This is a genomic window from Klebsiella sp. JB_Kp042 (assembly GCF_040065275.1).
Classification (GTDB): domain Bacteria; phylum Pseudomonadota; class Gammaproteobacteria; order Enterobacterales; family Enterobacteriaceae; genus Klebsiella; species Klebsiella quasipneumoniae.
Genome location: NZ_JBEAJL010000017.1, coordinates 1 through 13,561, shown reverse-complemented (window position 1 = coordinate 13,561; position 13,561 = coordinate 1). Strand labels below are relative to the sequence as shown.

General features: G+C 58.7%; 14 protein-coding genes and 1 pseudogene. 5 read left to right on the top strand and 10 right to left on the bottom strand.

Annotated elements, in window-relative coordinates; translation table 11 throughout:
• Position 1: 1 nt before the first annotated feature.
• The gene (locus ABLV54_RS06230) at positions 2-805 is read right to left on the bottom strand and encodes a MetQ/NlpA family ABC transporter substrate-binding protein (protein WP_048334944.1); all 804 of its coding nucleotides are present in this window, start codon (positions 803-805) and stop codon (positions 2-4) included.
• A gap of 220 nt (positions 806-1,025) precedes the next feature.
• Between ABLV54_RS06230 and ABLV54_RS06225 the strand changes: the two genes are divergently transcribed.
• The gene (locus ABLV54_RS06225; protein ID WP_192242376.1) at positions 1,026-2,201 is read left to right on the top strand and encodes an aminotransferase class I/II-fold pyridoxal phosphate-dependent enzyme; all 1,176 of its coding nucleotides are present in this window, start codon (positions 1,026-1,028) and stop codon (positions 2,199-2,201) included.
• A 19-nt stretch (positions 2,202-2,220) separates the two neighbouring features.
• On the opposite strand, the gene ABLV54_RS06220 is transcribed toward ABLV54_RS06225, so the two are convergent.
• From ABLV54_RS06220 to ABLV54_RS06210, 3 genes are all read right to left on the bottom strand, one after another.
• Positions 2,221-2,580 carry an NAD-glutamate dehydrogenase gene (locus ABLV54_RS06220; protein WP_165470900.1) on the bottom strand — a complete coding sequence of 120 codons (360 nt, stop codon included), beginning with the start codon at positions 2,578-2,580 and terminating at the stop codon, positions 2,221-2,223.
• A 206-nt stretch (positions 2,581-2,786) separates the two neighbouring features.
• Positions 2,787-3,698: an NmrA/HSCARG family protein gene (locus ABLV54_RS06215; protein WP_192242378.1), complete on the bottom strand. Its 912-nt coding sequence runs from the start codon at positions 3,696-3,698 to the stop codon at positions 2,787-2,789.
• A complete protein-coding gene (locus tag ABLV54_RS06210; protein ID WP_192242380.1) occupies positions 3,698-4,561 on the bottom strand; it encodes an MBL fold metallo-hydrolase in 864 nt (287 codons plus the stop codon). The genes ABLV54_RS06215 and ABLV54_RS06210 overlap by 1 nt, the downstream gene beginning before the upstream one ends.
• Before the next feature lie 87 nt (positions 4,562-4,648).
• Here ABLV54_RS06210 and ABLV54_RS06205 point away from each other — a divergent pair, with 87 nt between their 5' ends.
• Positions 4,649-5,572 (top strand): LysR family transcriptional regulator, encoded by a 924-nt coding sequence (locus ABLV54_RS06205; protein WP_225608512.1) that lies wholly within the window; start codon positions 4,649-4,651, stop codon positions 5,570-5,572.
• A 19-nt stretch (positions 5,573-5,591) separates the two neighbouring features.
• Here ABLV54_RS06205 and ABLV54_RS06200 read toward each other — a convergent pair whose 3' ends face one another.
• Positions 5,592-6,497, bottom strand: coding sequence for a LysR family transcriptional regulator (locus ABLV54_RS06200; protein WP_023289409.1), 906 nt, complete (start codon positions 6,495-6,497; stop codon positions 5,592-5,594).
• A 138-nt stretch (positions 6,498-6,635) separates the two neighbouring features.
• Between ABLV54_RS06200 and ABLV54_RS06195 the strand changes: the two genes are divergently transcribed.
• Positions 6,636-7,565 (top strand): aromatic alcohol reductase, encoded by a 930-nt coding sequence (locus tag ABLV54_RS06195; protein ID WP_023289408.1) that lies wholly within the window; start codon positions 6,636-6,638, stop codon positions 7,563-7,565.
• Between the two features lie 25 nt (positions 7,566-7,590).
• Entirely contained in the window at positions 7,591-7,797 is a 207-nt protein-coding gene (locus tag ABLV54_RS06190; protein WP_032452602.1) for a DUF1471 domain-containing protein, read from the top strand.
• Between the two features lie 50 nt (positions 7,798-7,847).
• Here ABLV54_RS06190 and ABLV54_RS06185 read toward each other — a convergent pair whose 3' ends face one another.
• Positions 7,848-8,726 (bottom strand): AraC family transcriptional regulator, encoded by an 879-nt coding sequence (locus tag ABLV54_RS06185; RefSeq protein WP_192242382.1) that lies wholly within the window; start codon positions 8,724-8,726, stop codon positions 7,848-7,850.
• A 158-nt stretch (positions 8,727-8,884) separates the two neighbouring features.
• Between ABLV54_RS06185 and ABLV54_RS06180 the strand changes: the two genes are divergently transcribed.
• Positions 8,885-9,640, top strand: coding sequence for an SDR family oxidoreductase (locus tag ABLV54_RS06180; RefSeq protein WP_192242384.1), 756 nt, complete (start codon positions 8,885-8,887; stop codon positions 9,638-9,640).
• A gap of 10 nt (positions 9,641-9,650) precedes the next feature.
• Here ABLV54_RS06180 and ABLV54_RS06175 read toward each other — a convergent pair.
• The 4 genes and pseudogenes from ABLV54_RS06175 to ABLV54_RS06160 form a co-directional block, all read right to left on the bottom strand.
• Positions 9,651-11,039 (bottom strand): annotated as a pseudogene (locus ABLV54_RS06175) (type VI secretion protein VasK); the annotation flags it as partial.
• Entirely contained in the window at positions 11,026-12,162 is a 1,137-nt protein-coding gene (locus tag ABLV54_RS06170) for a hypothetical protein (RefSeq protein WP_065882158.1), read from the bottom strand. The pseudogene ABLV54_RS06175 and the gene ABLV54_RS06170, both read right to left, overlap by 14 nt.
• Positions 12,159-12,416, bottom strand: coding sequence for a PAAR domain-containing protein (locus tag ABLV54_RS06165; RefSeq protein WP_008805181.1), 258 nt, complete (start codon positions 12,414-12,416; stop codon positions 12,159-12,161). The genes ABLV54_RS06170 and ABLV54_RS06165 overlap by 4 nt, the downstream gene beginning before the upstream one ends.
• Positions 12,417-12,458: 42 nt before the next feature.
• On the bottom strand, positions 12,459-13,523 hold the full coding sequence (locus ABLV54_RS06160; RefSeq protein ID WP_348813798.1) for a hypothetical protein: 1,065 nt from the start codon (positions 13,521-13,523) through the stop codon (positions 12,459-12,461).
• Positions 13,524-13,561: the final 38 nt, after the last annotated feature.

Below are 13,561 nucleotides of genomic sequence, written 5' to 3'. Positions count from 1 at the left end.
TTCATTTTAAATAATCAGGCAGCAGGTAACCATCATACTGCGGATGGCTGAGAATATATTTTTTGAAATCGGCAGAGTGATAGCCGTCGATGATATCTTTGGCAAACTGCGCCTTCTGATTTTTACCGGCAACGGTCACAACGTTAATAAAATGGCTGGTAGCGGCCTCCAGCTTTAATGCCGAGGTAAGCGCCATGCCGCTGGAGACGGCGAAATTGCCCTGAATCAGGCCATAGTCGACGTCCGGCAGCGCGCGAACCTGCTGGGCATTGTCCATCTCCTTAAGCACGATGTTATAGGGGTTGGCAACGATGTTACGCTGCGAAAAGGTGGCGGGATCGCTGTCCGGTTTAATCTTCACCCAGCCGAGGCTTTCCAGCACCAGTACCGCGCGATATTCGTTCGACGGCTGGTTTGGCACCGACACCACCGTGCCGGCTGCCGGGGTGCCCAGGGTCGTCAGTTTGCCGCCGTACAGACCCATCGGCGGCGTGGGTACCTGCACAATGCCGACGTTATCGATCCCCAGTCGCTCATTGATCGCTTTCAGGTATACCGGATGCTGCATAATATTCGCTTCGATATCGCCGCGAGCTACCGCGTCATTGACCTGAATACCGTCGCTGAAATCTTTATATTCGATTTTATATCCTTTACTCAATAAATAGGGGGCGACCCCTTTTTCAAATTGCTCTTTATACGGCCCGGGGTTAAAGCCGATACGAATAATTTGATCGGCGGTGGCGTAAAAGGAGGTGGCGGATAACAGGGCGAGCGTCATTCCGAGCGCAACTGACTTGTTCATAAGGTATTTTCCTGAAAGGTTGGCGATATCGAGCGATTAAATCACAGCCGAAAGCGGGTTGTAAGCCAGAACGCCGGATTTCCTTTTGCTTATTCCTCATAAACTTTTGCCATCCCGACATATCCTAAAAACAATAATCCTTTGCATATATTGTTATTTAGCCAGACGCAATAAATCCCTTAAAGATGGCAGATTATTGATAACGTAAACCGGGAAAATTATGCCTGATTTCGCTGCTTCACCGCTGGTGGACGCCCTGGAAGAGAATCTGTTCAGCCTGCTGGAAAAACTGGCCGCGGAGGTCAACACCGACGCGCTGCCGTTGATCGACCTCTCCAGCGGCAGTCCGGATCAGCCCACGCCGCCGGAAGTGATTGACTCGCTGCAGAGCGCCATTCATCGTCGTGAAAACCATGGCTACCCGTCGTTCTGGGGCAAGCCGCAGGTCCGCGAAGCGATCGCCCATTTTTATCGCCGCCAGTATGATGTGGAACTCGATCCGCACAGCGAAGTCGCGGTATTTCAGGGCTCGCATATCGGTATTGGCGGCATCCCGCGGGCGCTGCTCCGTCCCGGACAATACCTCATCTCCACCGATCCCTGCTATCCCATTTACCGCTCGGCGGCACTGCAGTCTCAGGCGGCGTTTTATGGCCTGCCGCTCAGGGCTGAGAACCACTTCCTGCCGGATTTTAACGACCTCCCCCGGGAGGTGGCTGACCAGGCCGGGCTGGTGGTGCTTAACTATCCGCATAACCCCACCGGCGCCCTCGCCACGCGGGCGCTGTTCGCCAGCGCCCTGCAGTTTGCCCGCCGTCACCAGGTGCCGATCCTGCACGATTTTGCCTATGCGGCCATCGGCAGCGCGGCCAGCGATGCGCCGCTGAGCCTTTTCTCCCAGCCCGACGCGAAAGCGTGGGGAGTGGAGACCTACACCTTCTCCAAGACCTTTAATATGGCCGGCTGGCGCTTCGGCTTCGCGGTCGGCAACGCCTCGATTATCCGGGCGTTTAAAAAACTGCACACCCACAGCTACAGCACGGTGTTTGGCGCCATTCAGGATGCGGCGATCGCCGCGCTCAGCCTGCCGGCAGAACGGATTGCGCAGCTGACGGCGGTGTATCATCAGCGCCGGGAGTGGGTTCTGCGTCGACTGGCCGCACTGCGCTGGCCGGTTCGTGCCGCACAAGGCACTTTCTTCCTCTGGCTGAGCGTGCCGCCCGGGTACCGTTCACAGGAGTTTGCCCGCCTGCTGCTGCAGGAGGCGCATATTCTGGTGGCGCCAGGCACTGGTTTTGGCGATGGGGGTGAAGGGTTTATTCGCATCAGTCTGACGGCTGGGGATGACGCGCTGAGCAAGGCGCTGGACCGTTTCGCCCGGCTGGCGCTGTTTTAGCGCCCGCCTCGCGGAGTCGTTACACCTTCAGGTAGCCCGCCATGCGTTGAATACGCGCGGCGGAATAGTCATAGCAGGCGCTGGCGGGTTTACCCAGTACGCGATATTTGGCGCCATTGTAAAAGGCGGTCTTATTCTCCTCTTCCAGAAAGCGCCGGGAGACGGTGTCGCTGAAAATACGGTCGCTATCCGACTGCGGCTGATAGCGGCTGGATTTGACGCTCTCCCACGCCACGCCGATCGGCTTATGGTCATAGCCGGTCATACAGAACAGCCGGTTGGAGGCCAGCAGATCGGCCTCGATGGTTTTAAATTCCGCCGCCGTAGCGGCGCAGGTTATGCTTAACAGGCAGGCCGAAGCCCATCGGTAAATTGTCATTATTCAGGCGATCCCAGAGAGTTTCCTCCATTCTAAGCGGCTGAAAATTCTGGACGTTCACTTTCACCTATCGTTGCCAGCAAAATCCGCAAAATAATTTACACTCAGACTCCTCGTGCGTTGTCTTAACGACCTGCAGGCCTTCCCTGCGCAGCTCATCCGCCGGGCCAGACAACGAGACGCCGGCGGGAAGGATATAGTCGTCTTTAACGATTAAACGCCCAGCGGGTCCCGCTGGTCAGCGCCCGCTCGAAGGCGGGACGGCCGGGGCCCGCCAGCCAGCCGGCGAAGGTGTGCAGCTGCGGATGCAGCTGGCGCAGGGCGTCGAGGTCGGCGTGCCCCGCCAGCCGCCCGTCGTCCACCAGCCCGGTCAGCTTGTGCAGAAAAGGGCTGGCGGCCAGCACCTCGTCGGAAAATCGCGAATAGGGGATCGGCCGTCCCGCCGCCGCGGAGAATAACGCCTCCAGCTGACGACCGGTCACGCTGTCGCTGGCGATCTCGAACGTCTTGCCGGCAAACCGCGCCGGCGCGGCAAAAATCGCTGCGACAAGCTGGCCGATATCCTCCACCGCCAGCACCTGCATCCTCCCCTCCGGCAGCATAAAAAAGTGAAAATGACCTTCATCAAGGCCAAAACCGGGCATCACCAGCAGCTCCATAAAGGTGGCGGGCCGCACGATGGTCGCCGCCAGCGGCAGGCGGCGGATATGCCGCTCAATCGCCGCTTTGGTGTCATAATGCGCTACGCCAGTCGGCGTCTCCCCCGCCGCGCTGCCGGAGCTGTACACCAGATGCTTCACCCCGCACTCGACGGCAAGGTCGGCGATGGTTATCCCGTAGCGCACCTCCTGCTCATCGGTTACCGTCCCGCCCGGCGAGCTGGACTGCACGCTGAAGACGCCGTCGACCCCGGCCATCGCCGCCCGCATTGCCGCCCGGTCTTCAAAGGTGCCCACGACCAGCTCGGCTCCCCGCGCCGCCAGCGCGACAGCCCCGGCGGAGAAAGGATCCCTGACCAGCGCCCGCACTCGCCAGCCGCGGTGCAGCAGCGCCCGCGCCACCGAGCCGCCCTGCTGGCCGGTGGCGCCAAAAACTAATACGATCTGGGCATTATTCATCACCGTTCCCCCTCGTCAGCAGATCGTTGTCCGGCGTCTCGCCAGCGATACTCCCCTGGCCTGTCCTCCTCCAGCCAACCGCAGGAGGGTCCGGCGAAATGCCCGGTGAACCATTGGGCATGATGGCTTGCGCACCACGCCATCATCTCGCGTCGCGAGCGTTCCGCCTGCCGGGGATCGCCGCAGAACGCCGAGCTCCAGTGCGGATGGGTAAACTGGCGCGGGGAATGAAGAAGATCGCCTGAGAAACAGGCGTTATCATCGCCTGAGGAGAGGATCAGCGCGGCATGGTCCGGACTGTGGCCGGGGGTAGGGATAAAGGCGATCCGTCCGCCGACCAGCGGCCTGGCCGCGACATCCACGGTCTCCAGCTGGCCAGCCTCGATCACCGGCAGCAGGCTGTCGAGCCACAGCGCCCGGTAGCGTTCGCTGTTCTTCACCCGCGCGAGCTCTTTTGCCGAACACAGGTAGCGCGCGTTGGGAAACAGCGGCGCCCAGCGATCGTCCCGCCAGACGGTATTCCATCCGACATGGTCGGTATGCAGGTGGGTCAGTAGCACCAGGGTCACCTCCTCCGGGTTCACTCCCGCGGCGCGGAGATTCTCCAGATAGGGCGTATTAAGTTGATGATAGAGCGGATTGCCGCCGCGCTCCCGACCATTGCCGGTGGCGGTATCGATAACGATCAGATCGTGGGGAGTCTGTACCACCCAGCTATGGATTGACAGCGCGATTGGCTGATTATCGGCGTCCGCCTCCGTCACAGGGAACGCCGCGGGATAGAGCGCCGCCGGCTGCAGGCTAATCTCGCGCTCCGGCACTTTGAATATCAGGCTGTCGCCTGTCTGGTAAGTTTGCATCACTCCCTCCGCGCGCATTGCGCTGGTTGATTTACCGGGATGATATTCACTATGCTGCCGGGATAACCCACATTCAAATTGATTATCATAATGAAGAAAATCATTGAAAATGATTTTAGTCGTATCGATCTGAATTTGTTGACGGTCTTGATGGTGCTGTACCGCGAAGCCAGCGTTACCCGCACCGCAGAGGCGCTGCATCTTGGCCAACCGGCCATCAGCGGGGCGCTGAAACGGCTGCGCGAGATGTTTGACGATCCGCTGTTCGTGCGCAGCGCCAGAGGCATGCTGCCGACCCCGCGGGCGCAAGCGCTGGTGACCGAGCTGCAGCCGCTGATGGAACACCTGCATTCGGCAATGTTTGGCGCCGGGGAGTTTTCCCCCGCCAGCGCGCAGCAGCTTTTCCGCGTCGGCCTCAGCGACTGGAGCGAACACTGGCTGATGCCCCAGCTGTTACCCGGACTGATGCAGGAGGCGCCCGGGGTGTCGCTCCAGACACTCGCCGCCGACCCCTTCCAGGTATGCCAGCTGCTGGAGGCGGATCGCATTGATGTCGCGGTGTCCCTCAACAAGCAGAGCCGCGGGGAGATCGTCAGCGAACCGGTGATGAGCATGGGGGTGACCACCCTCTGGTCGCCGCAGCAGATCCCCTGCCGCGGGCCGTTGTCGGTGGGCGATTTCGTCGCCTGGGAACATGTGATGGTGGCCTATCGCGAAACCGGCCACGGGGAAATAGATCGCCAGCTCGCCAGTCAGGGACTCGCGCGGCGCGTGCGCTTCGCCACGCAGAATTTCTCCACCTTTCCCCTCCTGCTGACCACCCTGCCGCTCTTCGCCACCGTCCCCCAGGGGCTGGCGCAACGCTGGCAGGCGCAGTATGCGCTGCGCGCGGACGCCCCGCCGGTGGCCTACCCGGAATTTACCCTGTGTATACTGCGCCACAAACGCCGGGCGCAGGATCCGGCGCTGAACTGGCTGATAGCGAGGATAAAACAGGCCATGCGCGGCCAATAACCGGGCCGATGCCCCGTCATCAGGCCTCGCTGAGCGGGGGTTGCAGAACGCGCCTGCTCCAGTCGTAAAACGCGCGCACCGCCGGCGGCAGATAGCGGTTTTGCGGATAGACCAGCGACAGGGGAAGATCAGACGCGGCCTGCTCCAGACAGGCGACCAGCGCGCCGCTCTGCAGCCAGGGTTGCGCCAGATAGCTGGCGACGCGGATCAGGCCCAGCCCCTGAACGCCGGCCTGGATATAGGCATCGGTATCGTCGACCACCAGCGTCTCCTGCATGCGGATCGCGCAGTCGCCGTCATCGAGGGAGAAAAGCCAGTCGATGGTCCGCCCGGTACGGTGGTTCAGGTATCCCACCGCCCGGTGCTGGTGCAGATCGTCGATGCTTTGCGGCCGGCCGTGGGCCGCTATCCAGGCCGGCGAGGCGAGGACCATCCAGCGGTAGCGGGCCAGAGGGCGCGCCACCAGGGTGGTGGAATCTTCGATTTGCCCGGTACGGATCACGCAGTCGAATCCCTCCTGGATGATATCTTCCACGTTGTCGCTTGAGCAGAGGATCAGCTCCAGGTCGGGATACTGCTGCAGAAACTCGCCGATCCTCGGCAAAACGCAGTGCCGGGCGAGAGATTGCGGCATCCCCACCTTGAACCGCCCGGCGGGCTGCGCCGAGCGGCCGGGAAAGGAGGCTTCCATCGCCGTCATTTCGGCCAGCAGCCGTTTACACTCCTCGTAATACCGACGCCCCTCCGCCGTCACGCTGAGCTTGCGGGTGGTGCGCTGAAGAAGCTGCGCCCCAAGCCAGGCTTCCAGCTCCTTCACTACCCGAGACACCGTTGAGCGCGGCTGCCCCAGCGCCTCCGCCGCCCGGGCGAAGCTGTGGGCATCCACAACCGCAACATACAACTGCATGGCATCCAGTCTGTCCATTTGGTGCTCCCCCGCCGGTTATTATCCCATTATGACGAACAGTCTAACCCGAAATCCTGTTCTTATCGAATGATGCCCTCCCCCCTACACTGAGCCTGTAGCCAGTGAATACAAGGCTTAACTGAGCAAGGAGTTAAAATGAAAACTGATGATATTAATCTTGAGGAAAAAGTATTAGTTCTGGGAGCGGGACAACTGGGGGCCGCCGTACTGGATGCGCTGGTGCCAGCGGTGATCCAGCGCCAGGGCGCGGTCTCGGTGATCGTCTCGCCGGCGGCCTGGGATGAAACCGGCCAGCTGCGTTCGGCAAGCCACCGGGCGCTGGCCGACGCCGGGGCCGCCTTTCTCGCCGTCGACATCGCCGGTAGTTCACTGGAGACCCTGACCGGGGCGTTTCGCGGGTACAGCACCGTGATTAACTGCATGGGCTTTGTCGCCGGTCCGGGGACGCAGCTGAAAATTACCCGCGCGGTGCTGGCCGCCGGAGTGCCTCGCTATTTTCCCTGGCAGTTTGGCGTCAATTACGATGTGGTCGGCAAAGGCAGCGGCCAGCCGGTCTGGGACGAGCAGTATGATGTCCGGACCCTGCTGCGCGCGCAGCAGGCCACGGAGTGGGTCATTATCTCCACCGGCATGTTTACCAGCTTTCTCTTCGAGCCAGACTTCGATGTGGTGAATTTATCCGCCCGAACCCTTCACGCCCTTGGCAGCTGGGACACCCAGGTGACCGTCACCTCGCCGGCGGATATTGGCCGCCTGACCACCGCGATTTATCTGCATCAGCCGCGGATCGTCAACGAGGTGACGTTTGTTGCCGGCGAAACGACCTCTTACCGGCAGCTGGCGGACACCGTGGAGCGCGTGACGCAGCAGACGTTCAGCAAAGCCGTTCACACCCTGCCCGCCCTGCTGGACCAGCTGCGGACAGACCCGGATAACGCCATGCTGCGCTATCGCGCCGCCTTCGCCCGGGGGGATGGCGTGTGGTGGCCGATGGGCGACACCTGGAATACCCGCCACCATCTGCCGACCCAGGACATTGCCGGCTGGCTGCAGGCCGCGCGCTGATTTTCTCTCACAGGACAGAATGACGATGAACAAGCTGATTCCACTGATCGTATTGAGTTGCCTGCTGCCGCTGGCGGTCAACGCCAGGACCCTCACCGCCACCGGCGATACCCTGGACCACGCGGAAAGTAAAATTCGCCAGCAGGCCGCCCGCGAGGGCGCAACCGCCTATCGGATCATTGAGGCGCGAATGGGTAACAAAGTGCACATCACGGCGACACTCGATAACTGAACCACCGCTATCCGGCTCAGGGAGGAGCCGCCGCCAGCCCGCGCGCCAGATCAGGCGCTCATTCTTTCCCGTCGACGGTCGCGGCCCGGCGGCGCGCCGTACAGGCGAGCGTATTCCCGGGTGAACTGCGACACGCTGATATAGCCCACTTCGCCGGCCGCCTGCGCAATGCTCATCCCTTCCGCCAGCATCAGGCGGCGGGCGTGGATCAGGCGCAACTGCTTCTGAAACTGCAGCGGCGACAAGGTGGTCATGGCGCGGAAATGACGGTGAAAGACCGAAACGCTCATCCCGGCGGCGTCGGCCAGCGCGTCGACGCTGACTGGCTGCATAAAATCCCGGCGCAGCACCGCCACCGCCCGGCGGATCCGCGCCGAATGGCTGTCTGCGATGCCCAGCGCCCGGATGGCCGCCCCGTGAACACTCTGCAACAGCCAGTAATGCAGCTCCCGCCGCAGCCCTTCGCCTAACACCGCCAGCGCCCCCGGTTGATCAAACAGTCTTGCCAGCCGGTAAGCGGCGTCCGTCACGTCGGCATTCATCGGTTCGATACCGACGCGGGGCGCCTCATCCGCCCCTGACGGTCCCACCTCCTGCAGCTCGCGCAGGATAGCCAGATCCAGCTCCAGCACCAGCGCGTAATAGGGAAAACGCTGACTGGCCTCGGTGATCTGGCTGGTGGTGGGGACATCCGCGGCGATCACCATCGCCTCCCCCGGACCATAGTCGAAACTTGCCAGGCCGGTGGTCACGCTTTTGCGCCCCTGCAGCAGCATGGCCACCAGCGGCCTGGCGATGGCCGCCTGCAGATCGCCGGGGTGCAGGGCCCGCACCAGAGTGATGCCGGGAACCGGGGTAACCGCCACCCCGCTGCTATCGACATGAGCATCGGCATACCGGCGGCAGAGAGCGAAGAGTTCGTCGCGCATAAGATCCTTTCAGGCAAGTTTTAAAGCCTCAGTATGCGCTATTTCCCACCAGAAGAGAGGGTATTGAGAGGAATGGGCAAAAAATAACAAGGATTGGGCAACCCGGTCTGGTAGGCACCCCCTATTGTAAGGACTCCACACACCAGAGAGGATCGAACATGACTAAGATTGCACTTATCACCGGCGCTAACCGCGGCCTTGGCCGTCAGACCGCACTGGATATCGCCCGCCAGGGTGGGGACGTCATCGTCACCTGCCGCGGCAATATTGAACAGGCGGAAGCGGTGGTGGCCGACATTCACGCCCTCGGCCGCAAGGCCATCGCCCTGCCGCTGGATATGGCGCTGACCGCCAGCTTTCCGGCCTTCGCCGATAGCCTGCGCGCTGCGCTGGGCAGCGTCTGGGGACGGGACACCTTCGACCATCTGATCAATAACGCGGGACACGGCGAATTTGCCCCGCTGGCCGAAACGCGCGAGGCGCAGTTCGACGGGCTGTTTAACGTCCACGTTAAGGGGGTGTTTTTCCTCGTTCAAACCCTGCTGCCGCTGCTGGCTGACGGCGGACGGATCGTTAACTTCTCCTCCGGACTGACCCGCGTCTCTTATCCTGGCTTCTCCGCCTACGCCGCGGCCAAAGCGGCTGTGGAGATGCTGAGCGTATACATGGCCCGCGAGCTGGGCGGGCGCGGCATCACCGTCAATACCGTCGCCCCCGGCGCTATCGCCACCGACTTTGGCGGCGGACTGGTGCGGGACGACGCGGGGGTTAACGCGCAGTTTGCCGCGATGACGGCGCTGGGACGGGTGGGCGTTCCCGAGGATATTGGGCCGATGATCGCCAGCCTGCTGCGCGACGATAACCGCTGGGTGACCGCCCAGCGGATCGAGGTATCGGGCGGACAGACCATCTGACCAGTCAGGCCAGGACGGCGTCTAATAGTTGCTGATGATGGTCCAGACCAAAGCGCCGATACCAGGGCGCTCCCTTCTGCCCATCGTGCACGAGACGGCCGGCCTCATTGCGCAGGGCATGGAGGGCCGTCAGTTGATAGTCAGAAACAGAGGGGTGGGTCACCAGGTCACGGGCTTTTCCCGCTACCGAAACAATCTGGCTGTAATTAAGGGTAAAGGAGAGCAGCAGTCCCGCCGCCCACAGGCCGAGGATGGCCATCAGACCGCACGCCAGGCCCCGCTCCCACGCCATTCCCACGTGATGCCCGCGTAAACGGCGGCAGTCATCGACGATTCCCTGCCAGGTGGCGGGCAGCGTCAGGAGATGAGGCTGGCCCGCAGGCGAGGTATCAGCCTCCTGATAAGGATCTACGGTACGAGGCGCCGGCAGGCTAAACATTAGGCCTCGCAGCGCAAACCGCTGCCGCGAGGCGGTCAGCCATGGCGCCAGCTGCCAGCGCCATTGCGCGATCCCCCCGTCGAGAAGCTGCTGCCCCAGACGCAGCAGGAAGTCGTGGCGGGTCTCCTCCGCGATCTGGCGCATCCCCTGCTCCCGCAGCGTGGGCAGCATCTGCGCAAGCTGACGGGCGACATCGTCCTCGGTAGCGCGTAACGGGAAGCTAACCCCTACCGCCTGCACCGCGCGGTCAGCCTGCGACCACTCACTGCCGCACAGTTTCCACAGCCAGACCGGGGCGGCATAGCCCAGCAGTTCGCTAATTTTTTCCAGCCCGCGCAGGTCGTTTTCGCTTATCTGCGGCGTCAGGGTGAGAGACGATGGCATCACCCGCACAATCCCGTCCAGAGGACGGCCGCGGCGCAGCTTGCGCAGCGCGATGTATTTTTCTCGGTCAGGCTCCGATACAAGGCTGCCGCCGTAAATCAGTACGGTGCGGTTGCCTTCAAGCCAGTGCTGCCGTTGTAGGCCGGGAACCAGTTGTTCTATTGCCTCATCGTCGCCGGTGACTAAAAGCAGGCGGACTTTGCGGCGCCAGAAGAGGTGGTAGCATTTGCGCAGCACGGTGCCAATGTCTCTGGCGAGCGTCAGGCGCCTTTCCCTGGCCTTCTTTTTGGCTTCATTTTTCTGTGATATTGAGGTCGTTCGTTTGACCCGACTGATGATCCAAAAATGAACGGCAAGGAAAGCCAGGGCGATCACACAGGCAAGTGTGACCCAGAGGAGGCTGCACACAAGCAGAACTGGAGAAATCACTGACCATTCCGTCGAACGCTCTCCGGCAATCAACCAGTATGCAAATCCCCCCAGCATGATCACCAGCGTTACTGCTACAGCAATAAGCAGTACAGTGATCCCGGCAGAAATTTCCTGAGTCTGGTTTTTGTTCTTATCTGTTTCCATGTGGTTTTACGATCCCAAGTGCTAAGGTATGAAGGGGGTCTGACGCTATCCAGCCGCAGGGCTTTGCTTCACTCTTAGCGGTAATTGCAGCGAGCGATATCACAACCAGCGCATCAAGATTTCCAGGATCGCCCCAGTAGTCATCCTGGATATTGTGGGTCACATTCCAGCCACAATCGGCGAGTTCAGGTTGCTCCGGGTGTGAGAAGAGAATGCACCGTTCGGGCGACTCATTAAGTTCACTCTGTTTTTCGGCTCGCAAGGCGACGTGCCGCAGGGACTCACTATCAGAAGGCTCAAAAAATTCACCACGGGATAATGTGACTTCCCCCTGGTTTCCAGCCAGCCACAGTACTGCGCATTCACCAGCAGGACGAGTAGAGTCAGAAGAAGGAGATAAAGACTGGCACCCGGCAATCAAAAAATTAGCCTGCTGTTTATTGTTCGCAAGAACATTAGCCAGTAAGGATAATGTTTTCTCCCCTTGCCATAACTCCGGTAATTCAGGAGGTTTAATTCCCGGAAAACTCTCAATGAGCTGTGCCACAAAGGCTTGCCAGGCTTCAGGGCTCCCCTGCCAGAAATATTTCGCCGGAGAAACGAATAATTCCTTACCTCGCTGCCTTTTCCATTGCAATACCAGCATTTGAGCCAGTTGTTTTTCTCGTTCAATAAGAGCAGAAGAGAAACTTCTGGCAATACGTAACGATTTCCCCAAGGATTCCTGCCTGACTAATGGAGCCTGATGCTCTCGCTTAATCATACGCAGCCAGTCAGAAAGCTCAGCGCCTGCCGGACCAATCAGGACAATATCTTTCAGGGCAAACTGACGCCGATGGATTTCCCACCAATGCCTGCGCTCATTTTCTGTTTCGCGCTCCCAGGTATGTGAATGATGAACTGAAAGGCGAAAAAAGATCGTGCGTACAAACCAGACAACACCGCCGAGTAATACCATTCCAACCATGCAGATAAGAATGATACTGGTATTGGCACCGGATTTTCTTGCCATTGCCGCGATGATACCAGAGAGCAAAACCAGAGCGGCACCTCCCCCAAACCAGCGCTTTGCAATCGGCGGTTTCGCAAGACGATAGCGAGGAAATGTAGGAATAGCTCTCACTGCGCAACCCTGCAATCGGGGTTGGAACTCACCAGCGTGCAACCACATGCGCAGCGATGACCATGTAATGCTACTGGTTGACCGTCAACTTTTGTCAGAGAGCTACCTTCGACAATCGTTGTCATCCCATGCTTATTACATTTCACCGCATCACCTTTCACAGCAATACCTTTACCAAAATAAAGATAGTGACCGCCAATAACTGAACCACCATACTCTTTTAGCGAATCACCCTGCCTGATAATATGTTTCATTAACTTTCCTTAATTAAATTAAACAGAAGGAATAACGAACCATCACCATATTTTAAGAATATCAGCTTTGGTTTCGGCGAGTTTCGCAGCATCCAGGGTTTTACGTGTCTGGCTACCCAATGGCGCAATTCCATTTGTCATTGCAGGTTGAATAATAGATTCTGCATTAATAATTTCAGGCGCACTTGCCGAAGCAGGGGTGATAGAAATCACTTGTTTAATACCAGATGTAATTTCATTCGGAATATTACTGTTGATAGTCGTATTGTCAAAAGTGAGACTGGCTCCTTTTATCGCTGATTTAAGTTGACCTTCAACAAACCGGCCATATTTAGCGATCAATGAGACATTTTTACTCATCAGCTCACCAAAAAAAATCATCCGATAAAGGAAGTAACTTCCCCAGGGTTCTCTGTCACCAAAGGTTGCGTGCATAAACCAGGCGCGTGAGTCATGAACCTGATCGTCAAATAATGATCTGACCAGACGACTTTCTGGCGATTGAGCGGTTTCTCCAGCAGATTGCTTCGGAAACAGTTTGTTAAATAAACTGTCACCTGAACTTTTGATGCGTTCATACTCAACAGAGAAATCATTCTCACTGAAGGAGTATATCACATTAGATAATTGCTGAGACACCGTATATTTCCAGTTTCCCGTAACAGGGCGTGGCTTAGACTGATAATCGGCATTGAATTCTTCTGCCGCCTGTCTTAGCTGAACCTGAGCGATAGCTGGATCAAAATTTTTTGGCCCTGGAGGCAATGGTATGAATTTTTTATTTTTGAACCTATTATCCACGATTGCTCTCAGGCGCGCATCATCCACCTCTTTTTGTTTCCGTTCTTGCTCAGCCTTAGATGCAGCCAGAGTGGCCGGGTCAGAGTCTTTATTTTGCCACTCGGCACCTGAAGATTTGTAAAATCCTTGAGATTTATAAGCACCGTTTACATATCGCCCGATACGCCATGCCGTTATCCAGCCGAGTTGATTTTCTAGAGCTGTAATGACATTTGAACTTGCACGAATGGGGTTATATTGGAACGCATCAGTAGAAGCTTCAGCATTATCTGAAGATAAATTAAGAGTAAGGGAAGGTGCGAACAAGTTCCTGATATGAGATCATCATATTCATCCGGAGCGCA

What these genes read in the sequence shown, in the direction of transcription:
- ABLV54_RS06205 (WP_225608512.1), top strand. Translation starts at nt 4,649, where the DNA reads ATGAAGAAAATCATTGAAAATGATTTTAGTCGTATCGATCTGAATTTG.
- ABLV54_RS06165 (WP_008805181.1), bottom strand. Translation starts at nt 12,416, where the DNA reads ATGAAACATATTATCAGGCAGGGTGATTCGCTAAAAGAGTATGGTGGT.
- ABLV54_RS06180 (WP_192242384.1), top strand. Translation starts at nt 8,885, where the DNA reads ATGACTAAGATTGCACTTATCACCGGCGCTAACCGCGGCCTTGGCCGT.
- ABLV54_RS06195 (WP_023289408.1), top strand. Translation starts at nt 6,636, where the DNA reads ATGAAAACTGATGATATTAATCTTGAGGAAAAAGTATTAGTTCTGGGA.
- ABLV54_RS06185 (WP_192242382.1), bottom strand. Translation starts at nt 8,726, where the DNA reads ATGCGCGACGAACTCTTCGCTCTCTGCCGCCGGTATGCCGATGCTCAT.
- ABLV54_RS06190 (WP_032452602.1), top strand. Translation starts at nt 7,591, where the DNA reads ATGAACAAGCTGATTCCACTGATCGTATTGAGTTGCCTGCTGCCGCTG.
- ABLV54_RS06200 (WP_023289409.1), bottom strand. Translation starts at nt 6,497, where the DNA reads ATGGACAGACTGGATGCCATGCAGTTGTATGTTGCGGTTGTGGATGCC.
- ABLV54_RS06225 (WP_192242376.1), top strand. Translation starts at nt 1,026, where the DNA reads ATGCCTGATTTCGCTGCTTCACCGCTGGTGGACGCCCTGGAAGAGAAT.
- ABLV54_RS06230 (WP_048334944.1), bottom strand. Translation starts at nt 805, where the DNA reads ATGAACAAGTCAGTTGCGCTCGGAATGACGCTCGCCCTGTTATCCGCC.
- ABLV54_RS06220 (WP_165470900.1), bottom strand. Translation starts at nt 2,580, where the DNA reads ATGACAATTTACCGATGGGCTTCGGCCTGCCTGTTAAGCATAACCTGC.
- ABLV54_RS06215 (WP_192242378.1), bottom strand. Translation starts at nt 3,698, where the DNA reads ATGAATAATGCCCAGATCGTATTAGTTTTTGGCGCCACCGGCCAGCAG.